Source organism: Lederbergia citri, from assembly GCF_018343625.1.
Taxonomy (GTDB): Bacteria; Bacillota; Bacilli; order Bacillales; family Bacillaceae_C; genus Lederbergia; species Lederbergia citri.
In genome coordinates this window covers 498,961-522,265 of sequence record NZ_JAGYPG010000003.1, presented here as the reverse complement: position 1 = coordinate 522,265, position 23,305 = coordinate 498,961, and the positions used below count along the sequence as shown (strand labels likewise).

Annotated in this window: 21 protein-coding genes; 10 read left to right on the top strand and 11 right to left on the bottom strand. The window is 38.8% G+C overall.

The window, feature by feature from the left end; all coding sequences use genetic code 11:
• Window positions 1-41: 41 nt before the first annotated feature.
• Complete coding sequence (gene pcp, locus KHA97_RS18600; RefSeq protein WP_213126254.1) at window positions 42-689, top strand: pyroglutamyl-peptidase I; 648 nt, start codon at window positions 42-44, stop codon at window positions 687-689.
• A 146-nt stretch (window positions 690-835) separates the two neighbouring features.
• Here the strand turns inward: pcp and KHA97_RS18595 are convergent, their stop codons facing one another.
• Entirely contained in the window at window positions 836-2,206 is a 1,371-nt protein-coding gene (locus KHA97_RS18595) for an RsmB/NOP family class I SAM-dependent RNA methyltransferase (RefSeq protein ID WP_213126253.1), read from the bottom strand.
• Window positions 2,207-2,373: 167 nt separating this feature from the next.
• Between KHA97_RS18595 and KHA97_RS18590 the strand changes: the two genes are divergently transcribed.
• From KHA97_RS18590 to KHA97_RS18580, 3 genes are all read left to right on the top strand, one after another.
• Window positions 2,374-3,516 (top strand): cation:proton antiporter, encoded by a 1,143-nt coding sequence (locus tag KHA97_RS18590; protein ID WP_213126476.1) that lies wholly within the window; start codon window positions 2,374-2,376, stop codon window positions 3,514-3,516.
• 42 nt (window positions 3,517-3,558) lie between these two features.
• The gene (locus tag KHA97_RS18585; RefSeq protein ID WP_213126252.1) at window positions 3,559-4,239 is read left to right on the top strand and encodes an HAD family hydrolase; all 681 of its coding nucleotides are present in this window, start codon (window positions 3,559-3,561) and stop codon (window positions 4,237-4,239) included.
• A 362-nt stretch (window positions 4,240-4,601) separates the two neighbouring features.
• Window positions 4,602-5,801: an MFS transporter gene (locus KHA97_RS18580; RefSeq protein ID WP_213126251.1), complete on the top strand. Its 1,200-nt coding sequence runs from the start codon at window positions 4,602-4,604 to the stop codon at window positions 5,799-5,801.
• A gap of 12 nt (window positions 5,802-5,813) precedes the next feature.
• Here KHA97_RS18580 and KHA97_RS18575 read toward each other — a convergent pair whose 3' ends face one another.
• Window positions 5,814-7,226 carry an FMN-binding glutamate synthase family protein gene (locus KHA97_RS18575; RefSeq protein ID WP_213126250.1) on the bottom strand — a complete coding sequence of 471 codons (1,413 nt, stop codon included), beginning with the start codon at window positions 7,224-7,226 and terminating at the stop codon, window positions 5,814-5,816.
• A 114-nt stretch (window positions 7,227-7,340) separates the two neighbouring features.
• Here KHA97_RS18575 and KHA97_RS18570 point away from each other — a divergent pair, with 114 nt between their 5' ends.
• The 6 genes from KHA97_RS18570 (at window position 7,341) to KHA97_RS18545 (ending at window position 13,550) form a co-directional block, all read left to right on the top strand.
• On the top strand, window positions 7,341-8,075 hold the full coding sequence (locus tag KHA97_RS18570) for a YqjF family protein (RefSeq protein ID WP_213126249.1): 735 nt from the start codon (window positions 7,341-7,343) through the stop codon (window positions 8,073-8,075).
• A gap of 171 nt (window positions 8,076-8,246) precedes the next feature.
• Window positions 8,247-9,713, top strand: a complete 1,467-nt coding sequence (locus tag KHA97_RS18565; RefSeq protein WP_213126475.1) for a spore germination protein — start codon at window positions 8,247-8,249, stop codon at window positions 9,711-9,713.
• Between the two features lie 29 nt (window positions 9,714-9,742).
• Window positions 9,743-10,909 carry a Ger(x)C family spore germination protein gene (locus KHA97_RS18560; protein WP_213126248.1) on the top strand — a complete coding sequence of 389 codons (1,167 nt, stop codon included), beginning with the start codon at window positions 9,743-9,745 and terminating at the stop codon, window positions 10,907-10,909.
• A 2-nt stretch (window positions 10,910-10,911) separates the two neighbouring features.
• Complete coding sequence (locus KHA97_RS18555) at window positions 10,912-11,136, top strand: hypothetical protein (RefSeq protein WP_213126247.1); 225 nt, start codon at window positions 10,912-10,914, stop codon at window positions 11,134-11,136.
• 42 nt (window positions 11,137-11,178) lie between these two features.
• On the top strand, window positions 11,179-12,300 hold the full coding sequence (locus KHA97_RS18550) for a GerAB/ArcD/ProY family transporter (RefSeq protein ID WP_213126246.1): 1,122 nt from the start codon (window positions 11,179-11,181) through the stop codon (window positions 12,298-12,300).
• Between the two features lie 128 nt (window positions 12,301-12,428).
• Window positions 12,429-13,550, top strand: a complete 1,122-nt coding sequence (locus KHA97_RS18545; RefSeq protein WP_213126245.1) for a GerAB/ArcD/ProY family transporter — start codon at window positions 12,429-12,431, stop codon at window positions 13,548-13,550.
• Window positions 13,551-13,579: 29 nt separating this feature from the next.
• On the opposite strand, the gene KHA97_RS18540 is transcribed toward KHA97_RS18545, so the two are convergent.
• The 9 genes from KHA97_RS18540 to KHA97_RS18500 form a co-directional block, all read right to left on the bottom strand.
• The gene (locus KHA97_RS18540; protein ID WP_213126244.1) at window positions 13,580-15,169 is read right to left on the bottom strand and encodes an HAL/PAL/TAL family ammonia-lyase; all 1,590 of its coding nucleotides are present in this window, start codon (window positions 15,167-15,169) and stop codon (window positions 13,580-13,582) included.
• 20 nt (window positions 15,170-15,189) lie between these two features.
• Window positions 15,190-16,449 (bottom strand): Zn-dependent hydrolase, encoded by a 1,260-nt coding sequence (locus KHA97_RS18535; protein ID WP_233713625.1) that lies wholly within the window; start codon window positions 16,447-16,449, stop codon window positions 15,190-15,192.
• Window positions 16,446-17,828 carry a dihydroorotase gene (locus tag KHA97_RS18530; protein WP_213126243.1) on the bottom strand — a complete coding sequence of 461 codons (1,383 nt, stop codon included), beginning with the start codon at window positions 17,826-17,828 and terminating at the stop codon, window positions 16,446-16,448. Before KHA97_RS18530 ends, KHA97_RS18535 begins: the two co-directional genes overlap by 4 nt.
• 14 nt (window positions 17,829-17,842) lie before the next feature.
• On the bottom strand, window positions 17,843-18,589 hold the full coding sequence (locus tag KHA97_RS24525; protein WP_213126242.1) for an IclR family transcriptional regulator: 747 nt from the start codon (window positions 18,587-18,589) through the stop codon (window positions 17,843-17,845).
• Window positions 18,590-18,619: 30 nt separating this feature from the next.
• Entirely contained in the window at window positions 18,620-19,261 is a 642-nt protein-coding gene (locus KHA97_RS18520) for an ABC transporter permease (protein WP_213126241.1), read from the bottom strand.
• A 40-nt stretch (window positions 19,262-19,301) separates the two neighbouring features.
• Window positions 19,302-20,267 carry an ABC transporter ATP-binding protein gene (locus KHA97_RS18515; RefSeq protein ID WP_213126240.1) on the bottom strand — a complete coding sequence of 322 codons (966 nt, stop codon included), beginning with the start codon at window positions 20,265-20,267 and terminating at the stop codon, window positions 19,302-19,304.
• A 256-nt stretch (window positions 20,268-20,523) separates the two neighbouring features.
• The gene (locus KHA97_RS18510; RefSeq protein ID WP_213126239.1) at window positions 20,524-21,411 is read right to left on the bottom strand and encodes an ABC transporter substrate-binding protein; all 888 of its coding nucleotides are present in this window, start codon (window positions 21,409-21,411) and stop codon (window positions 20,524-20,526) included.
• Window positions 21,412-21,443: 32 nt separating this feature from the next.
• Window positions 21,444-22,091: an ABC transporter permease gene (locus KHA97_RS18505; RefSeq protein WP_213126238.1), complete on the bottom strand. Its 648-nt coding sequence runs from the start codon at window positions 22,089-22,091 to the stop codon at window positions 21,444-21,446.
• Between the two features lie 117 nt (window positions 22,092-22,208).
• Window positions 22,209-23,300 (bottom strand): DUF917 domain-containing protein, encoded by a 1,092-nt coding sequence (locus KHA97_RS18500; protein ID WP_233713624.1) that lies wholly within the window; start codon window positions 23,298-23,300, stop codon window positions 22,209-22,211.
• Between the last annotated feature and the right edge of the window lie 5 nt (window positions 23,301-23,305).

Genomic DNA, 23,305 nt, shown 5'->3' with positions numbered 1-23,305 from the left:
TAATGAGATTTAGTCTTTGTTTTGATATGGAGGTATGATCAATGGAGAAAAAAGTTCTAATCACTGGTTTTGATCCTTTTGGTGGAGAAAAAATAAATCCTGCTCTTGAAGCGGTTAAGCAATTAGATGGCAAAGTCATTGAGGATGTTGAAATCGTTGCACAAGAGGTTCCAACTGTTTTTCATGAATCGATCAAAGTTGTAATTAATGCGATAGAACAGCATAAACCCGATGTTGTTATTTGCGTTGGACAAGCTGGTGGGCGCACTCAAGTTACTCCTGAACGTGTCGCCATTAATATCGACGATGCACGAATTCCTGATAATAAAGACAATCAGCCCATCGATGAACCCATTTACAAGGATGGACCAGCAGCGTATTGGACGACATTACCAATCAAACGAATCGTCCATGAAATGAAAGTAGCAGGAGTTCCGGCTGCGGTTTCTAATTCAGCGGGAACGTTCGTATGCAATCATTTGTTTTATGGAGTCATGCATTATTTAGAAAAAAACGCCCCTCACATTCGGGGTGGATTTATCCATATTCCATTCATTCCGGAGCAAACCCTCGGAGATAATGCTCCAAGTTTATCCCTTGACGCAATCGTAGAAGGTCTTAAAACGGCAGCTGTGATTGCTGCGAACGAGAATGAAGATATTCGTGAAGTCGGCGGGACGACACATTAAAAGTGGGAAAGTTTTTAGCATAGAAGTTACCTTGAGACCATTCAAGCATCTTTTATTAATGATGAATGGTCTCAATCCAGCTTTTGAAAATGTAAGCCTCGATATTTTAATAGATGTAAACATTTACTGCAGTCATGGAATGGAGCCTACTTCCCTGCCCACCTTAAACCTTTCGGATAATGATTTTTCAACACATCTCCCGCGAGCTTGCCCCATCCAATAGAGAACCCGTCCACCTCTACTAAGTACCAGCCTTTTGGACCCTTTCCAGCTAATAATTCCCCTCTTAAATAAGATTTAATTTCATCTGAATCTTTCCCAGCATTCCACGTATGGATCACTTCATCTTCTTTTAAAGCCAACGCCAGTGCATGCGAAGGTTCGAAGCGATTCTTTTTTTTCGTCCCTAAATGTAATCCAGGACGAAGGACTTTCAAATTTTTCAATGTAAGCATGCCATCCGGAACTAAATATAATTGGTCGCCGAATAAGATGAAATTCCCTTTAGGCGGATTGATAAACGTCTCCTTTGCAAACTGAGTATAATCCTTCAACACTTTTTGGTCCTTTAAAACTTCTGCAAATTTCCTTCTATCAACGACTTCACCGTCTATTTTAGTTAAAACAGCTACATAGTGCCCTTCCCCCTGTAATTTATGGGGCCATAGCCGAAACGTTTTATCTATATCCGATGCAGCTTCCACAATCCAATCTTTCTGTCCTTTTCTAAAACCTTCATAAGCTATAACGCTCTCAATCGTAAAACGTGTATCTTCCTTTAGAAATTGACTGATAACCCCTTCGTTCTCTTCCGGCGAAAAAGTACAAGTGGAATAAACGAGCCTGCCACCCGGCTTCAGCATCGTTGCGGCATGCGCCAAAATATCGATTTGCCGACTCGCGCATAACGCTACATTTTCCAGACTCCATTCAGCACAAGCATTTGGATCTTTTCTAAACATCCCTTCCCCTGAACACGGAGCATCGACTAAAATTCGATCAAAATAAGTCGGGAATCTTTCCGCCAGCCTGGCTGGTGTTTCATTTGTGACTATGGCAATTTTAATACCCATTCGTTCAATGTTTTGCGAAAGAATTTTAGCACGCGCCGGATGAATTTCGTTCGCGAGCAGGAATCCTTCTTGATTCATTCTTGCAGCGATATGCGTTGTTTTTCCTCCGGGTGCCGCACATAAATCCAGTACCTTTTCCCCAGGTTTTGCATCCAACAATTCTCCAACCGCCATGGCACTCGGCTCCTGTATATAATACAAACCCGCCTCATGATAAGGGTGCTTACCTGGTCGCTCCTCGTCATTATAGAAAAAACCTTCCTTAACCCAAGGAATCTTTTCTAAAGTAAACGGACTTTTTTCCAAAAATTCATCTATCGATACTTTTAAAGTATTAACACGTAGCCCCTGCTTCTTTGGCTCATGATAACTTTTATAAAATTCTTCATATTCATCTTTTAAAAGATCCTTCATTTTTACTAAAAAATCCTTAGGTAAATCCATTAAGCGTCACCTCTATCTAAAAAAATAACACAAAACCTAAAAAATATGTTATGATATTTTTAATCAAATATTAATGTTCTTGGAGGAGTCTGTCACCAAGGGATATCTATGTCCTTTGGTTGACAGGCTCTTTTTGTTTTTAAAAAAAGAAAGGTGGAAATAACATGATATTAATTCTTCAACTTGCCATTATTTTGGTGGCCTCGAAAGTCGCAGGAAGTATAAGTGTAAGACTTGGACAACCTGCTGTATTAGGCAAGCTCCTTATTGGAATTGTACTTGGTCCCTCTGTATTAGGTTTAGTGACCAATACAGATACATTACAAGCACTTAGCCAAATTGGTGTTATTCTACTTATGTTTATCGCCGGTCTGGAAACAGATATTGATGAGTTTAAGCGAACTGGAAAAGCTGCGACGTATGTAGGGTTTGGTGGAATTATTGCGCCACTTGCACTCGGGTACGCTGCAGGAATCGTCTTAGGCCTTACTACATTTGAAGCTTTATTTTTAGGCCTTCTCCTTTCTGCAACAAGTGTCAGTATTTCTGTTCAGGCTCTGAAAGAAATGAATAAATTAAAAAGCCGCGAAGGAACAACGATTTTAGGTGCGGCTGTCATTGATGATGTCGTAGTTATTATCGCGCTTGCATTCTTAATGAGTTTTGCCGGCGGGGATGTAAATATTTCAGTGGTCATTTTGAAAAAAGTAGTGTTTTTCGCTGGAGCTATCCTAGTTGGCTGGAAGGTTGTTCCGTGGTTTATAAATAAGTTTTCAAAATTAAAAGTAACGGAAACCGTCATTTCATCGGCTCTCATCATTTGTTTTGTTTTTGCTTATTTTGCAGAATATACTGGTGTTGCTGCTATTATAGGAGCTTATATTGCAGGGGTAGCCATCAGTGTTACAGGGTTTAAGCATGAGATTTTTGAAAAAGTTGAAACGATCAGCTACTCCATTTTTGTCCCTGTCTTTTTTACTTCAATTGGGGTCATGGCGCAATTCAATGGAATCACACAAAACCTAGGTTTAATTGTTGGACTTAGTATTTTAGCGATTGTAACAAAACTGGTCGGTGCTGCATTTGGAGCAAAGTTATCGGGTTTTGGTTGGAGGAGCTCTCTCGGAATAGGTTCCGCAATGATTTCACGTGGAGAAGTAGCATTAATACTTGCGGCCATTGGTTTAGATTCTATGTTATTGACGCAAGATATGTTCGCTGTTGTAGTAGTCGTTATTTTAGTGACAACCATCGTGACCCCTCCTATGATGAAAATGATATTTAAGACAGATGACAAGGCAAGTGCTTAATATGTTACACTTAAAGAGACTATCTTTTTAAAGGAGAAATAAATGATTAAAGCAGTTATATTCGATTTCGATGGCACGATCATTGATACTGAAACCCCATGGTTTAAAATTTATCAGACTGTATTAAAAGAAGATTATAACTTCGATCTTACATTGGAAGAATTTGTAAAAATTGTAGGAACAACCAATGGTACGTTATTTGATTTAATTGACAGTACACTCGATGAGCCAATGGACCGCAAGCTTTTTAAGGAAAAAACGCATGCTCACTATTTAAAGATTAAAAACGAACTTCCACTAAGAGAAGGATTTTTAGATACTTTACATCGTATTCAAGATGCTGGTCTCAAACTTGCTATCGCCAGTAGTTCCCACCGTGAATGGATTGTCGGATTTCTCGAAAAGTACAATTTGACCGAGTATTTCCCAATTATTTGTTCGGCGGATGATGTCGATGAAGTAAAGCCAAACCCAGCTCTATATATTAAAGCGATTGGAGCTCTAGGGATTAAACCGGATGAAGCCGTCGCAGTCGAGGATTCTGTAAACGGGTCATTAGCAGCGATTCGAGCTGGAATCAACTGTTTGATTATCCCAAATGACGTTACAAAAACCTTAACTTTTGATGAGAAAACAAAGCTGATTCAGTCATATGCAGAATTTGATTGTGATCTTTATTTAAATAGAGAAACGTGGACCGCTAAACTGTTGGAGCAATCATAATTTAGATTGCTCCTTTTTGTTTATAGTTGAATGGACACTTTTCACCAATGACGCTGAAAGGTCATCACGTTTTCTGAGAGCTAGGTAAGATAAAGGTGAACGAGAATAGCATCCGCTTGAACGGGAATAGAGTCGTCCCGAACAGGAATACAGTCCTTTTGAGCGACAATAGAATCCACCATGAACAGGTATAGAGCATCCCAGAACGGCAATAAACACTATATGAAGGACTATAGCCTACCACCTGAATATTTACCTGTTAAATCAAAAAAAATCTCAGAAAAAATAATTTCTATTTTCACGTTAAGTCGTGTAGAATATTAACTATGTTTCGGGAGACTAAATATTAGGAGGAGATTGTTTTGGGTAGTCCACTCGCTAAGGAAGCTCCTCGTCAGAGTGAGAGTTCCGATAAAATATGGACTAGGGATTTTATATTGATCTGTCTGTCCAATTTTTTTGTTTTTCTTGGGTTTCAAATGACATTACCCACTCTTCCTTTATTTGTTGAAGAGCTAGGTGGGAATGATCAGCTAATTGGAATCGTTGTTGGTATTTTTACCTTTTCTGCGCTTCTCATTCGACCGAGCGCTGGACATTCTTTAGAAACGAAAGGCAGACGTTTCGTTTTTTTAACTGGACTAGGTATATTTATATTTTCGGTCGGTTCTTTCGGATTTGTAAAAAGTCTGCTTTTCTTATTTATTATGAGAATTATTCAAGGATTAGGATGGGGCTTTTCGACGACAGCCTCCGGAACGATCGCCACTGACCTTATTCCCGCTAATAAACGCGGGGAAGGCATGGGATATTATGGTCTTTCAGGGAATATTGCGCTTGCATTCGGTCCCTCTTTAGGACTTGCTTTAGTAGGTGTTATTTCGTTTACACAATTATTTTTAATTTGTGCTCTGCTTGGCTTATTAGCTTTTTTATTATCCTCTAGAATCCGCTTCAAAAAGGTGGAAGCGAAAGCTACTCCGCCGGTGAAAAAATGGGATTTTTACGAAAAAACTGCCTTGCCGCCATCATTGTTGTTATTTTTCATCACTGTCACTTTTGGTGGTATTGCATCCTTTTTACCTCTATATTCAGCTCAAAAAGGAATTGAGGGGATTCAATGGTACTTTTTACTTTACGCTGCAGCATTAATGATCACACGTACCTTTGCCGGAAAATTGTACGATACAAGAGGACATAAGGCAGTATTCCTACCGGGCACATTATTGATTCTCATTTCCATGTTGCTCCTTTCTTGGTTGCCGAACAGTTTGATTCTTTTCACTGCAGCTATCCTTTACGGATTGGGCTTTGGAACGGTGCAACCAGCACTGCAAGCATGGTCTGTAAAAGAATCATCTGCAAATCGCCGCGGGATGGCAAATGCAACCTTCTTCTCGTTTTTTGATTTAGGTGTTGGAATTGGAGCAATTGCTTTTGGACAAATCGGCCATTGGTTAGGTTATAGCTCAATTTATAGTGTCGCTGCAATATCTGTACTTTGTTCTATCCTTTTATATTTTTACATTGTGATTAAAAGCAGTGTGCGAAAGCCAGCCTAAAAAGCTGGCTTTTTATTTGCTTTTTGTTTTATCCGTCCAAGGCTCAAATGAAAATGGGATGCCGACATATTTTGCAATCGTTTCATCATAAGAAACAATATCTTTTTTCGATAGATCCTTTAAGGAACGCTTTCCCATTGCCCTTAAGGCTGTTTTAATTTCTTCCGTGCAAGCTGTCAGATATTTCTCAGCCGCCTTCACTCCATCCTCTACTTTAAACTCATCTTTGAATTTCCCTTCATTCCACACAACCTGCGTCGGAGGCTCAAAAGGAACTGAATGAAAAATTTGAGCGTGTGCAACGGCGAACAAAATAGCAGATCCTATATAAACAGCATCCGCCCCTAGCGTCAGTACTTTTAAAAAATGTCCTGGTACAAATAATCCCCCTGACACAATCAAGCTGATTTTACCTTTCATTTTTCTTTTTTCTAGATGGTTTATTGCCCTAACAACTGCATACAACGTAGGAATCCCAAAATCATCTGATAGAATAGGCGCTGCGCCTAAAGTAGCTGCTTGAGCCCCATCAATTGCAATGAAATCGACACCTATCTCAATCAAATGGTCGATATCTTCTTCAATTTTTCCACCAGCCCCCATTTTGACTCCAATCGGCACTCCGCCAGTTACACTTCGAAGTTCATCGACAAGCTCCTTAATATCTTTTAATGTTTGGTTTTCAAAAAAATGCTCATGAATAACAGCTGTTTCATTTTCTTTTAATCCCATCACTTTACGGGCATTCCCAGTTAAGTTTTTAGGGGAAATCTTTAATCCCATCGCCATCATAGCGCCTTGACCGAGTTTAATTTCAACCATATCAGCTTGTTTGATTAAATCTTCTTCTTTTGCCCATTCCGTTTTTCCAAACTGTAAAATATATTTCCCTGCTTTTTCAAGTTCTTCCGGCATAACACCGCCCTCGCCGGAATTAATGGCTGTTCCGACATTACTTGCCGCTTCTGCGAGAGAAAGGCGAACCTCTTCACTTAAGGCAACCCCATACCCCATTCCACTAATCATAAGTGGGATTTCAATGTCCATTGGTTTTTTGGCATTCGGGCCAATCGTTACTTTCAAATCGACCTCATCTTCGCCATCAACTGCAAAAGGAGATGTTTGTGCCGGTAAAAACGTTATCGAATCAAAATTCGGCCAAGTTTTAGATGATCCTAAAGGACGATGAAGTAAATCACCTGATGCGGCTCTTAGGTTGTTTTCTAGTACATTTTGAATTCCGATATGCCTAAACCCTGGAATCATTTCTATAAGGTTTTCTTGGTAGCTATCGGATAAAATAATTTTCCCGATTTTCTTTACCATTTTTTTCATCATCCAACGCCATCCGAAAAGCATAAAAAGGAAAAACAAAAACATGATCGTAACTAACCCTAATAACACAAATAGTAAAAACGTATTCATTGTTTGTTCTCCACAATATTTTTCTCCTATTATTTCCGTACTCAGGAAAAATATGTCTATGCCGTATAAAACGTATGGCTGAGAAAAGACTATGGAAAAAAGGAGTACATCTTCATGGATGTCTTAAAAATAACGGAACATCGTCCTTATCCGATTCCATCCAAATATTGGATCATGCGGCAGAAGTGGAGAGATGTGTTGTTCATGCATCTTCCTATCAAACCTGAAAAATTACAGCCATATATTCCTTCTGCTGTAGAAATAGACACTTTCGAAGACTATGCTTGGTTAGGTGTGATTGTTTTTAAAATTGATGGTATTTTCCCGCGTGGATTTCCGCCTGTTTCTATACGTCCGGCATTTCCAGAAATCAATCTGCGAACCTATGTAAGATGCAATGATAAACCGGGCATTTATTTTTTGTCCTTAGATGTTGACGATTGGACTTCCTGTAGCCTGGCAAAAAGATGGCTTCATGTGCCTTATCATCCAGCGAAAATATCTTTTCAGAAAATAGAACAGTCCTATCATTTTGAAAGTAATCGAAATCATCATATCCCTATTATCTGTAAAGGATCTTATACTCCTAAATCGGAAATCTTTTACCCTGAAAATATGACGCTCGACCATTGGCTAACGGAACGGTATTGCTTTTTTAGTCATAATCAAAAATCGAATGTCTATTGTCTAGACATTCACCATCATCCATGGCCTCTGCAAAGAGCAGAGGCTACCATACATTCAAACGATCTTTGTAGACCTTTTAATTTTGACTTTGAGAATGAAACTCCCATTTTTCACTATTCTCAAGGAGTAGATGCACTTATCTGGAACATTAAGAAAATATAAATCCCTTACGCCTGTATAAAATTTCCTTAAAGAAGAATTATAAAAATGGTAAATATCAATTTGTAGAAACAGGAGGTTTTTTGCTTGATTCGCAATGTTAATGGATTATTTAAAAAGACAAAGAAGGAAAAGCAACAACCTCCCAAGCCGCAAGATGCCCTGCTAAACAACATGGATGAAAACCTCGTGAAGTTTCGTGAAATTTACAATAACTGCTATGACGTTGTAATTCGCTCGTTTCTTATATTTGAAAAAAATCTCGCCGTAATTATATATATTGAAGGTCTTTCCGACGTAGAGGGGATTGAAGAATATGTATTGACTCCACTAACGAAAAATCAAACGAAAGATGAACCTTTCAATGAACTCGTTTTTAATAAATTACCCGTCAGCAAAATTAAAAAAATACAATTATTTGCGGACTGCATAGAATCCATCTCAAGCGGCAATCCCATCATTCTAATTGACGGGCAAAATTATGCATTATCTTTAGGGTTAGCAAAATCCGAAAAGAGAGCAGTAGAAGAACCTGAGAGTGAATCAGTCATTAAAGGACCACGGGAAGGTTTTGTGGAATCGCTCGGGGTTAACACATCTTTAATACGTCGTATCATTAAAAGTCCTGCATTGAAAATCAAAACAATGAAAATTGGCAAGTATACAACAACAACCGTCGCTATTACCTACGTTGAAGGACTTGTTGATCAAACATTGGTTACGGAAGTTGAAAATCGCCTAAAACGAATAAATGTAGACGCGATTCTAGAGAGTGAATACATTGAGGAATTAATAGAAGACAACCCTTATTCACCTTTTCCACAGTTTCTTTCAACAGAACGCCCTGATGTAGTGTGCAGCAATTTATTAGAAGGACGTATAGCCATCTTAGTTGAGGGAACTCCTTTTTCTATCATTGCTCCCATTACGTTCTTTTCCTTGCTTCAAACACCAGAAGATTATTATCAAAGATACATAATCAGTTCTTTAATTCGTTGGTTACGTTATTTATTCACAGGGATATCTCTTTTTCTTCCTGCAATTTATGTAGCTATAACGACTTTTCACCAAGAAATGATTCCAGGGACATTGTTGTTTAGTATTGCCTCTGCAAGAGAAACAGTCCCTTTTCCTGCAATCGTTGAGGTTCTTTTAATGGAAATAACTTTTGAAGCGCTAAGGGAAGCGGGGATTCGCTTACCGAAACAAATTGGTTCCGCTATCAGTATCGTTGGAGCACTCGTAATTGGGCAGTCTGCTGTTCAAGCGGGGTTAGTATCAGCTCCCATGGTTATAGTCGTGGCGATTACAGGAATTGCGTCATTTTTAATCCCTAGATATGTTGCCGGAATTGCCATTAGAATGCTACGCTTTCCTATCATTTTACTAGGAAGCTCTTTAGGATTACTAGGGATCATGCTAGGAGTAATTGCCATTGCCATTCATCTTTGCAGTCTCCGTTCTCTCGGAGTTCCTTATTTAACGCCGCTTGCTCCTATCCAAAAAAGTGAGGTGCATTCTGTTTTATGGAGATCCCCTTTCTGGAAGATGGACAAACGGCCACATCTCACTGGAAGTTACAATAAGTACCGACAAGTACAAAATCTGAAACCTGGACCCGAAAAGGGAGGGGAATCTTAAAGATATCCGTAAGGGATTGATTGAGGAATATGAAGATAATACTGCATTCAATACTTTTCATGGGAATGCTCGTTTTATTAACTGGATGTTGGGATAGAATTGAAATTAATGATCAGGCTATTATCACGGCAGCAGCTTTTGACATAGAAGAGAATGGTAAAATCGAACTCACATTACAGATTTTTATACCAAAGTCTTTTTCTACTGGTGGTTCAGGTGGTCCAGGAAGTGCTGGTCCCGTTACCTTCATCACTTCTCAAAAGGGCTATAATATTGCAGATGCATTATCTAAGATTCAAGGCAAGCTATCACGCAAACTTTTCTGGGGGCAATGTAAAGTTTTTATATTTGGCGAAAAAGTAGCTAAACGAGGCATACAAAATCATATCGACTATCTACTGCGCCAACCCCAACCTAGAGAAAGAGCATTAATGTTTGTAGCGAGTAAAGCAAAAGAAGTCCTTGAAATGCCTGCTGTGCTGGAGCGCTATTCATCAGAAAGAATCAAAGAGCAATCAAAACTAACCACAGGTATTAAAGTAACTTTGCAAGATCTTGAGGAAATGCTGATAGGAAATTCAAGTGCTGCATCCCTCCCTTATTTGAAAATTTCTAAAGAAAAGCAAATGCAAGGACAAACTAGTAAATATGCTCATATTTATGGAACTGCTGTTTTTAAAAATGACAAAATGATTGGAAAAATGTCAGAGAAAGAAACAAGAGGCATACTTTGGCTTAAAGACGAATTAAAAGATTACACTGTAACGATTCGAGTAAATGATGACCATGGAGAAATTTCATTAAGTCCTGTATTTGCAAACATCAATTTAATCCCTAAAATACAAAATAATAAATGGACCATGAAAGTAAAAATAGAAACGGAAGGTTCTATCGTACTAAACACAACAAATTTAGATATTACAAGTGAAAAAGCAATCAAAATAATAGAAAAAGCGTACGAAAAAAAAATTCAAGGAAGAGTACAGTTAGCGATTGATTTAATACAAAATAAGCTAAATGCCGATATTGTAGACTTTGCCAAAGATTTTCATCGCAAATATCCAAAAGAATGGGAAAGGGTAGAAAAACGCTGGAATGAAAAATTTCCAGAGGTGGATGTTGTGATTGATGTAAAAGCCCATATAAAAAGACAGGGTTATATAAATGAATCAGCTGGAAGAAAGAAGAGTGATTAATTGTGAGATGGGGAACTTTCTTTATAGTGGCTGGAATAATCGTTTTTATCATCTTTATTACATGGAAAAAAATGAAACAAGCTCCCAAAAAAGATAAATGGGCATTTTTTATCCTTCTTTTCATTGCTTGGGGTTTATCTTTATTTAATCTGCAATATATTGAAGGACCAAATTCAATACTTGAAAAACTGTTAGACCCAACCTTTGGTAAATTCATGAGAAGATAAGCGTTTCTACTAAATTCTTTAAAATCGGAAGGAGAAATGGTGATGGAGAAAGGAAGGATTTCGTCTCTTCAACTGGCTATGCTTATCTATCCAACAATCGTAGCCACCGCTATCCTTTCTGTTCCTAGCATTACAGCACACTACGCTCCACACGACTTATGGATGTCCCCCATTTTTTCTTCCATAGTTGGCTTTGCCACGGTATTGATTTCATATAAACTTTATAAGCTTTATCCAAAAGAAACCATCATCCAATCCGTAGAAAAAATAATCGGCAAGGTTCCGGGGAAAATAATCGGTTTTTTCATTTTATTTTTTTATATAATGACTACTGGAGAAATATTAAGAGATTATAGTTCATTCATCGTTGGATCTTTTTTGTTTAAGACCCCAATGGTTGTAATCACTGGGACGATGGTTCTGCTTTGTGCAGCAACTATATATGCGGGTGTGGAAGTTTTGGGAAGACTAGCACAATTATTTTTTCCGTTGTTTGTAATACCTCTTTTCTTATTGTTTCTTTTATTAATTCCTAATTATGATGTAGGGAATATATTTCCAATTTTAGAACATGGCATTGTCCCTCCTCTTAAAGGATCTATCGTACTGGGAGGTTGGTTTTCGGAATTTTTTCTTATGATTTTTTTTCTTCCCTTTTTGAAAGATGAAAAAAAGGTATTAAAACACAATTTTACGAATGTTCTTGGCATCATGGTTACGTTAGTTTTGGTGAATCTAACAGTTCTTTTTGTACTAGGAATTACAACTGCGTCTAAAGTATACCCGTTAATGAATGTTGGACGTTACATAAGCTACGGTGATTTCTTCGAAAACTTAGAATCCGTTATTATGGCGGTATGGATTGTCGGAGCTTTTATTAAAATTTCTGTTGCTTACTATGCCCTTGTTATAGGAACGGCACAGTGGCTGAATCTTTCTGACTACAAGCTCATCATATGGCCAATCGCAATAATACTTGTAGAATTTAGCTTCTGGTCTCTCCCAAACACAATGAGGAATTTCATGATTGCTATTATCGTGTATGCACCTTATTCAATCTTTATGCAAACGATTCTCCCATTCTTTTTACTTCTAATTGCTTTGTTTAGGAATAGGAAGAAAAAGAAGACGCAAACAACATCCAATACTAGCAAGAGCACATGAATGACTGAATTTTCATTGATTTTGCAGTGGACCAAATTCAATATTTAAAAGACTATTAGACCCAACATTGGAAAGTTCATGAGAAAATAAGTTATCCTACATATTTTTTAACGAAAGGAGCATTCGTTATGGAGAAAGGAAGAATTTCATCTCTTCAGATGGCTTTGTTGATGTATCCTACAATTGTAGCTACTGCTATCCTTTCAGTTCCAAGCATAACAGCAATGTATGCTCCACATGACTTATGGATTTCACCTATGTTTTCGTCGATAGTTGGCTTTGTAACTGTATTAATTGCATATAAGCTTTATAAACTTTACCCGAAAGAAACAATAATTCAATCCATAGAAAAAATAATAGGGAAGATTCCAGGTAAAATAATCAGCTTTATTATTTTATTTTTCTATATACAAACAACTGGGCAAATTATTAGGGATTATAGTGAATTCATCATTGGCTCTTTTTTATTTAAAACCCCGATGGTCGTCATCGTTGGGTCGATGGTTCTGCTTTGTGCAGCGGCTGTTCATGCAGGATTGGAAGTATTAGGTAGGCTTGCACAATTGTTTTTTCCACTTTTTGTCTTTCCACTCCTCATTTTATGCATCTTATTAATTCCAAATTATGATGTAGGGAATATCCTACCAATATTAGAAAACGGCATAGGTCCACCTCTAAAAGGTTCTATTGTACTTGGTGGATGGTTTACGGAATTTTTTCTTATCATTTTTCTTCTTCCATTTTTAAAAGATGAAAAAAAGGGATTAAAATACAGTTTAATTAATGTTTTTTCAATCATGATTACTTTAGTAATCGTAAACCTCACTGTACTTTTTGTACTTGGAATAGTAACTGCTACTAAAGTATACCCTTTAATGAACGTGGGACGTTATATAAGCTACGCCGATTTTTTTGAAAACTTGGAATCCGTTATAATGGCAGTATGGATTGTTGGGGCTTTTATGAAAATATCCGTATTTTATTATGCTGTTGTGCTAGGAACGGCACAGTGGCTTAATCTATCAGATTACAAACTGATCATTTGGCCAATCGGACTTTTACTTATAGAATTTACCTTCTGGTCGATTCCAAGTGCAATGAGATTTGTTATGGTTAATATGATTGTTTTTCCACCCTTTGCTCTCTTTGTACAAACAATTCTTCCATTTCTATTACTGCTTATTGCTTTGTTTAGAAATAGGAAGAAAAAAAATCCAAAAACAAAATCAGACATAAGCAAGAGCACCTGAATGGTCTTTTACATTTATGTGCTCTTGTTTTACACCGGGGAGACAATTTTAAACTGTTTTAAAATTTCTCCACTTTCTACAAAACTAATCATTTTTTGTAGATCCGCTAAAATATAACGATCTTCCCACATTGGCTCTATCGATTGCCTTATCCATCGGTGGAGGATTGTCGTTCCTTTTCCCATCGCTAGCCCATCCATATTTTCAGCAATTAAATCAATTGCTTGTGCAGATAATAGGAGTTCAATCGCTAAAACTTGATGGGCATAATCAATCATGTTCATCAGCTTGCGAACCCCAGTCATTGCCATACTATTGTGGTCTTCTTGATTTCCTTTAGAAGGAATTGAACCTACACTAGCAGGAGTAGTTAATATTCTCATTTCGCTCACCAAGGCAGTAGCGTTTGCGTGAACAAGTGCAAAGCCAGTGTTTAGTCCTGCCCCAGCAATTAAATTAGCTGGAAGACCATAACTCATAATAGGATCGAGTAAACGAGCAGATCTTCTTTCTGAAATAATGGCCATATCTGTAAGCACAATGCCCATAAAATCTAGTGCATAGGAAAGGTGGGCAGCGTGATAATTGCCCCCACTTAAGCTCTCAAACTTCACTCCATCAGTAAAAATAAGCGGATTATCTTTTGATGCATTCATCTCTCTTACTAATATAGATTTTACGTATTGTAAGACATCTTTGATCGCTCCATGAACCTGGGCGGTCGAACGAATACTTACAGCATCCTGGACACGGGGTGAAAATTCTCCTAAACGTTGTCTTCCTTCTGGAGTACACCACTCGGTTCCTTTTAAAAATTCAGCTAATATTTGGGCCGTTTCTTGTTCCGCGAAAAGATTATTTGCCTCATGAATCCTTGAATCGAGTGCATCCAATTCTCCACGAGTTGCTTCTATTGTCATTGCAGCCGCCATATCAGCTATACTGATAAGTTTCTCAACTTGATAATATTCAAATAAAGAAGATGCCAATACCATCGTACTTCCATCTATTAAAGCTAATGCTTCTTTTGCCTTCATCTTAAATTGAACCGGATTAATATTAGCTTTTTTTAATAAGGCATTGCTTCTTCCTTCTTCCCCTTTGTAACACGCCCTTCCTTCAGGCGCTCCAACCATACATAAACCGATATGTGCCATTGGCTGTAAATCCCCAACCCCTAAAGATCCGATTTGAGGAACACATGGAATGACACCTTTGTTCAACAGTAATAATAACCTTTCAATCATTTCGACTCTGACACCAGAATGACCGCGTGCAAGTACATTTGCCCTTAACAGCATAGCGAGGCGTACGATTTGTTCAGGGAAATCGGGACCGAGGCCAACAGCGTGGGAAAGAAAAATATTATGTTGAAAAGCATTTTGGTCATGTTCATCAACAACATAATCCTTTAATTTCCCTAACCCTGTCGTTACCCCATAAATAGCTTTCTTATCTTCTAACAACCATTGATCAACAGCAGAACGATAATGTTTTACTCTCTCTATGGCTGCTGCCGATAATGCGACTTGTATGCTTGGACATTCTATAAATTCTACTATTTTGTCATATGATAAAGAATATCCATCGAGAATGAGGTTCTTAGATTCGCAAGTCACCGGCTTTCACCTTCTATCAATTAATTGGTATTTTTTTGATCAAAATGAATAACTGCTCTAGCCAAAGCCTCTATCCCTTTTCCGACATCTTCAAAATCCGTCCACTCTTCAGGACAATGGCTTCTTCCGTCTCGGCTAGGAACAAAAATCATTCCCACTGGGGCAATGTTTGCGAGTTGATTGGCATCATGTCCCGCTCCGCTCGGCAAATAATGGGTTTCGCCCGTAGCAGAACAAGCAGCAGCAATTTCGTCCTGCACTTCCGGAAGGACGCGTATGGCATCTGACTTTGATAAGTTATCCAAGCTGATGTTAAGTGATCGTTCGGAAGCAATTAGATTAGCAAAATCAGAAAACTTATTCATAATCTTTTCAATAATCTCTGTATCTATCGATCTAACTTCTAATTCAAACATTGTTCGTCCAGGAATGACATTTGCTCCGTTTGGCTCATTTATAAATTTCCCGACCGTCCCAACTACTGGATCCGCGTAAGATTCCTTACATAATCTTTCGAGTTCCAATATTAATTCAGACGCCCCTGTCAACGCATCAAATCGCATATCCATCGGAGTTGTCCCAGCATGATTAGGTTTTCCTTCTACTATTACTCGATAACGATGAATGCCGACGATTCCAGTTACAACTCCAAGCCGTTTATTTTTCTGTTCCAAAACTGGACCTTGTTCAATATGCAACTCCAAATATAAGCTGATGTCGCCTTTTTTTCGGGCAAGTTCTTTTATCGTGTCAGGATTTCCACCAATCATTCGTATTCCATCTGCCAATACTAGACCAGTTTGGTCGGTACGGTTTAACATTTCAGGTGTCAGATTCCCTACCATTGCTCGACTTCCAATCGTCGATATGCCAAATTCACTTGGCTCTTCCCCCGTAAAGTCAACGATTTCGAGAGGATGATTCAAGGTCATTCCTGTTTCCTGTAAACGCCGGGAAATTTCGATGCCGGCAATAACCCCAATAATGCCGTCAAACCTCCCCCCGCCTATAACCGTATCTGTATGAGATCCAATCATAATTGGTTTGAGGTCATCATTTTTTCCTGCTATCTTTCCTATTAAATTTCCACCTGCATCGGTACTGACTTGCAATCCTGCTTGTTCCATCTGTTGTTTTAACCAAGAGCGCCCTTCTTTGTACCAAGGAGTAAATGGTCTCCTCGTCCATCCAGGTTTCGTCTCGTCCACCATCGATGCAAGCGTTTCAATATTGTTGCGAATCCGTTCTTCATTAGGGTGAAGAGTAAATAACGGCTTCAAGGCAAACACTCCTTACCTATTGTATGCCTCGCTTTTACAAAGCGTCCAAAACTAGGTTCTCCTAGTAAATGTCCGTCTTCTTTGTATACAATTTTCCCACGAACAAAAGTATGAGTAATTTTCCCAAGCATTTTGCGATTATGATACGGACTCCACTTCGCATTAGAATGTAAAGTGGCTTCGTCGAGCATATATGTCTGGTTCGGATTTAAAACGACTAAATCCGCATCCATTCCTATTTCTATACTCCCTTTACAATAATCCAAACCAAATGTTTGGGCTGGTCTTTCTGAAAGAATGCGCACAAGATCTAGAATCGTAATTTTACCTGTAGCTACACCTTCGCTATACATGATGGGCAATAATGTTTCTACGCCAGGTGCCCCAGAAGCATTTTGAAAAATATCTTCATTTTCTTTCCGATCCAGTGTCCACGGTGCATGATCCGAGGTGACCATATCAATTTTTCCTTTTACGATGAGCTCCCACAAATCAGCTATATCTTCCTTTTTACGAAGCGGAGGATTTATTTTCCCTCTGGCGCCGAGCTCCAACATATCATCTTCACTTAAAGTGAGATAATGGGTACATGTTTCAGCTGTTACTTGAACACCTTGGGTACGATAAAAGTCAACCATATCGAATACGCGTTGAAACGTACTGTGATATAAATGCAATGTGACTCCAGTATAAAATGCTAACTCCAGTGCGGTTAAAGCAGCAACGGATTCTGCCACTTTTGGACGACTATATGCATGAGTACGCGGATCCTCTTTACCTTGATGTTCATATTTTTGAATATAACGCCTAACGATATCATCATTTTCAGCATGAACACCGACGGGACAACCTGTTTGGGCAATCGTTGAGAAAGCATCTAATAATTGACCTTCATCAATTCGTGGAAATCGAAAAGAGTCTGTATTAAACATTGACACTTTAAATCCACATGCACCAGCATCTGTTAGTTTTGCAATTTCATCCAATCCATCCTCTTTTTGAATGGTTGCTAAAAGGGCAGTGTCGACAACGGACTCTTTTTCCAAACGAGCTATTTTTTCTAAAAACATTTTTTCAGTGCAAACCATACCTGTTGCATCATAAGGCATTTCAATCATAGTCGTAACGCCCCCCGCCGCAGCGGAAAGACCAGCGTTTGTAAAACCTTCATCCAGCGAGCTAAAACAATGAACATGTGCATCAATTGCACCTGGAAGGATATAACAGCCAGTCGCATCAACGATTTCCTGTACAGATAGACCGCTGTCCCCTTCATAAATGCCGCTTATTTTTCCATTTGATACAGCGATAGTCGCATCGTAAACGACCCGGTCAGGCAAAACAACATTGCCTTTCACAAGCAAATCAAGTGTTTTCATTCATTCTCCTCCGTCTAGGAAATATGAGAAAGCTTCTTTGTAATTTCATGTGCTGAAGAAACGACTGCTTTGATAAATTCCTCACCGTTTTCCTGATCCCAACGCTCCGTTGGTCCAGCCACTGTCAACGAAGCAATGACTCGCTTGTTGATATCATAAATAGGAACCGCCAATCCAAAAATATTCGTGTCAACTTCACCAAATGTCAAACAATAGCCTTGTTCTCTTATTGTGTCTATTTCCTTTTCTATGCTTTGTCTAAGCTTGGCTTCCGGAATTGATTTAATCAGTTGATCCATTGTTTGTCTTTGTTCAAAGGCTAGTATGGCTTTGCCAGATGCTCCCCTGTCGAGTGGCATTATTTTCCCAATTTCTACTGAGAGGCGCAGCATCCTTTGTGTTTCAACACTTTGCACACATATGACTTGTGATGCTGACCTCACACAAAGAATGGAAGTCTCATTATATTTTTCTGTTAATTCTTCCATAATAGGTCGGGCGATTGTTAGTAATTCTCGGTCCAACTGCTGTTGTAAGCTTCTAGCCAAATCTAATATGCGCATACCCAATCTAATTTGTCCTACTGATTTCCTTTCGACCATCCCATACTGTTCCAATGTTTGAATGAGGCGATAGGCCGTACTTTCAGGAATATCTACTTTTGCTGCAATCTCACCCACTGTCAAATTAGACTCCGCTTCGGATAATGAAAAAATAATATCCAAAGCTCTCTCGATCGTCTGATTCTTATTAACGGTCACTTCAATCTACCTCATTCGATGTAAAATCAATTATTTAGCTGCGAGTTCTCCTCTAACTTTCAACGCTGCTCTCTTCTCTAAAGCTAATAATAGCTGATTGGAAACGATGGCTAGCAAGGATACAAAAATGGTGCCCCAAATCATTTTAGGAGTGTGATTTTGATAAAGTCCTTCAAACAAAATAACACCTAATCCCCCAGCATTGATCCAGGCTGCAATCGTTGCAATCCCTATAATGGAAATGGTGGCAATCCTAACTCCGCCTAAAATGACAGGTAATGCAAGTGGAAATTCGATTTTCCAAAATAATCGAAACGGTCCTAACCCCATTCCTCTTCCCGCCTCGATAATAGAAGGATCGATGGATTGAAAACCGACCATCACATTTCGAACGAGGATAAGTTGACTATAGGCAATTAATGCAATTATTGCGGGTTTTAATCCTAATCCGACAAACGGTATGAGGAATGCAAACATCGCTAAGCTCGGTATGGAATAAAGAATTCCAAGGATGGATAATACCGGGACGGAAATTTTTTTATATCTTGATAAAAAAACCCCAATCGGCAATGCAATCAACAACGCTAAGCTTAAAGAAACAGCAGTTAGCATAAGGTGTTGAAAGAATAACATTAATATACGATCGTAATAGTTTATTAGAAATGAAAACATGTCTAAGCCTCACCTCCGCTTTAAGAAGCAGAATCAATCATCAACCAATCCCTGCAATATAACCTTTTAAACCAGACAAAGTAACTCTTCCAATCGGAGTATCCTCATCATCTGTTACAATGACTGAATCGCCATGTCCTTGTAAAATATGTGTTAAAACATTTTTTAAATTCTCGGCATGCTTTACTTTTACTTCTTCATCTACCGGCTCATCCGTAAGAGGTTCCATTACATGGTCGGCCCTTAACAAACTTAAATGCTGCACAATATCTTCTGAGTGTACAAGCTGACTGACAAAAGAATTGGCTGGATTCGTAATAATATTTAAAGGAGTGTCAAATTGCTGAATGACACCTTCATTCATAATAACGATTTTATCTCCTAATTTTAATGCTTCGTCGATATCATGGGTCACAAATAATATCGTTTTATTGAGCTTGCGCTGAATACGAATCATTTCATCTTGCAAGGAGCTTCGTGTAATCGCATCTATTGCACCAAATGGTTCGTCCATTAACATAATGGAAGGATTGCCTGCTAATGCTCGTGCCAACCCAATCCTCTGCTGCTGACCGCCAGATAGCTGTCTTGGATAACGATTTCGATAGTCTTTTGGAGGCAAGTGAACCAGCTCTAGCAGAAAATCTATTCTTTCATCAATTTCCTTCGAATCCCAACCTAATTCTTTCGGTACTGTCGCTATATTTTCAGCGATCGTCATATGAGGGAATAAACCAATTTGCTGTATGACATAGCCTATGTTTCTTCTTAGTTCTGTTACAGGCATCTTTTTTATATCTTGACCATGAACCAAAATCCTGCCAGATGTCATATCATAAATACGGTTCACCATTTTCAGCAAAGTCGTTTTTCCACAACCTGAAGCCCCTAATATAGTGACAAAGCTACCTTCCTCAATTATGAGATTCGTCGGATACACGGACGGTTTCGGCGCTTTAGGAAACTGTTTAGATACGTCTTCAAAAACAATAGCGTTTTTCGTCAAACCGTTCACCTTCAATTCATTAGAAAAGCGTAAGCGCCTTGCTCATCGACGTACAAACTTCAGGGCCTTTGACTGAGATAAAGGAAACACAATGAGCCTGCAAGGCGAATTGATGTTGACTTATCGTAGGGAAAAGGACAGGAAGTTTGCTAGTCGATAGGCGCTGGAGCTAGACACTTTCATAATTTTTTACTTTTTGCTTTACTTGTAAAAATAGACTTTTCCCGATATCAAATCGGGAAAAGCATCGTCTTTATTACTTAATAATACCTTCGTTTTTCAAGAATTCTTTTGCTACATCTTCATATTCACGCTGATTTAAGTCTACTTCAGCATTTAGCTTTTGCATCGTTTCATTGTCTAGCTTTGCAGAGATTTCATCTAACTTCTGTCTAATCTTCTCATCTTTATCCAATGTTTCTTGGCGAATAACAGGTGCAACGAAATATGGAGGCCATAAATGCTTATCATCTTCCAAAAGGACGAGATCAGGATTCGTCAAATCTCCATCTGTTCCAAAAGCCACTGTACCTTGTACTTCATCATTTAATACAGCACGATATTTTACACCATAGTCATAAAGCTTTAAGCTTTTAAAATTAAAATCACCATACACTTTATTCATACCAAGCAGCCCATCTTCACGTTCCTCGAATTCAGGGACAGCTGCAAAATCGATGTTTGCGGCATTCTTTTGAAGGTCAGAAAGTGTTTTGATTCCATATTCGTCAGAAGCTTTTTTAGAAACCGCAATCGCTTGGGTATTGTTGGCATTCGATGGCGTCAACCAAACAAGATCAAATTTCTTTTTATAAAAATCTGATACCATATCATACACTTGCTGCGGGTCAGAGATAGGCTTTTCTTCCATAATATTTAGAAGCCCAGTGCCTGTATACTCAGGATACACGTCAATATCACCCTTTTTAAGAGCTTCATGTGCTACAAGCGTACCGTTAAGATTAAGTTTTCGCTCTACTTTAAAACCAGCATCCTCCAAAGCCAAGGCATACATTTCTCCTAAAATTAAGGATTCGGTAAAGTTCTTCGAGCCAACCTTTATTTTTGAAGAACCACCGCACGCACTTAGAAGCACTGAAAAAACAAGCAAGATAGATAAAACAAGAAATGATTTTCTTTTCAACTTAATTCCCCCAAAAAGTTTATTTAATGATTCTATGAATCTCTTTGATACCTCGTAGTCTTTCTCTCAACAAATGAAAATATTACTTCAGAAAAAATAGTCAAAAGTGCAATTGGAATAGCACCTACGAGTAAAACTTGAAATTTATACATGCTCAATCCGTTAATGATAAAGGTTCCAAGTCCGCCGCCTCCTATAAAAGCCGCTAGAGAGGCGCTGGCAAGCACTTCGACACTCGCTGTTTTTGCACCAGCAATCATAAGTGGCATGGCAAGCGGAAACTCGATTTTTCGGAGAACCGCTTTCTGACTCATCCCCATTCCATTAGCAGATTCAAGAATCGCAGGATCAATTCCTCGAAACCCCAGAAAAGTATTGATGAGGATCGGAGGGCATGCTAGTACCGTTAGTGCTACTAACGCCGGCCAAAATCCTGTTCCTATTAACGGCAACATAATAACTAAGATTGCTAGACTCGGAATGACGCGAATCGAATTGACCGTATTCATGATGGTGGCGGCAACTTTTTGATTTTTAGCACACCAAATGCCTAATGGAATACAAATGACCAAACCAAGGAATAAAGCGGATAAACTCAAAGTGATGTGAACTTGCAGCTCCTCTAAAAATCGCACATGGTTTTCAATTAAATAATCATATGCTTTCATTAATAGCTCCATCCGACCCCTCCCTCCTTATGATTTTGGCTTTGCTAAAATTGAATGTTGATTTCCGCTCCAATCAACTCCGTATCAAAATTAACAACGTAATAAGCCAGTTTTACTAATATGATAGACTTACTCACTTAATGCATAGTCGGCAATTTGAATGCCTAATGCAGCTTCAACCTCTGGGTATACAGATGCATCTTTAACACTAGAGCTTAGTGGAATATGGTTTTTATGAATTCTGAATACGGCAATTTCCATACCTGGCTCTAGTGCCCCTGCACTCAACGGTTTACCTGTTTCAGTCGAAATAGCAGTAATGACATCTGGATAAGTTGTCAGGCGATTGCCTTGTGAATCATCCACTGCCATAAATTCATTCATGACATGCATCGTTAATGATTTGTCACCTACATCGACAACTACTTTTCCAAAATCAAAGGCACCGGAATACTCAACCGTTGTTGAGACAACTTTCCCTCTTCCCAATATTTCACCTTTCGTATGCTCACAAATAGTTTGTATAACCGCTTCGGCTCCATTTGGTTCCGCCTCAATAATCGCTTTTCCAAGATTAATAGCGATTGAGATGCCGCCTATAGCTGCATGCTTTTTAATATAGCTAGCAGGAAGCGGGAGCCTAGCAGCTGCAATAAAGCCACCCGACATATCAGACGCGGTACGCAAAATATTAGAAGTTTTACCAGGAGAACCTTTTACAACAAGCTCAATATATGAACCTGTTTCCTTTTTTCCCCCGACAACAACCTGGATTGTTTCAAAATTCGGATCAGCTGCCACTCCCATTTGTCCCATCTTTCCAGTTGGATGAGCGCGAATATCTCCAGTAGCATCGACAACGACTAAGTCGAGCATCGCAGCAGGCAACCAGCCATTAATGGAACTGGACATGCCATTTTGCGGAGTCATGACACCGACTACTTTCCCTTCATAATTTTCCATTAGTAATTTAACAGCTTTTATATAATCTACACCTAGCATTTGCCAATCCGTCTTTCCAGCTGGTGCACCAATCGCCGTACACGTAATAATAATCGCATCATCAGGAAGTTCATCGACCGACACTAGTTTTGGCTGGCCAATAGTAACCGCAGTTCCTCCAATTTCCAACCCATGATCTACCCATCCACCGCCGCCAGAGGCATAAACAGAACCACCTGCTACAGCAGCTTTCACATCTTCCATCGTAAGTACACGCATATGAT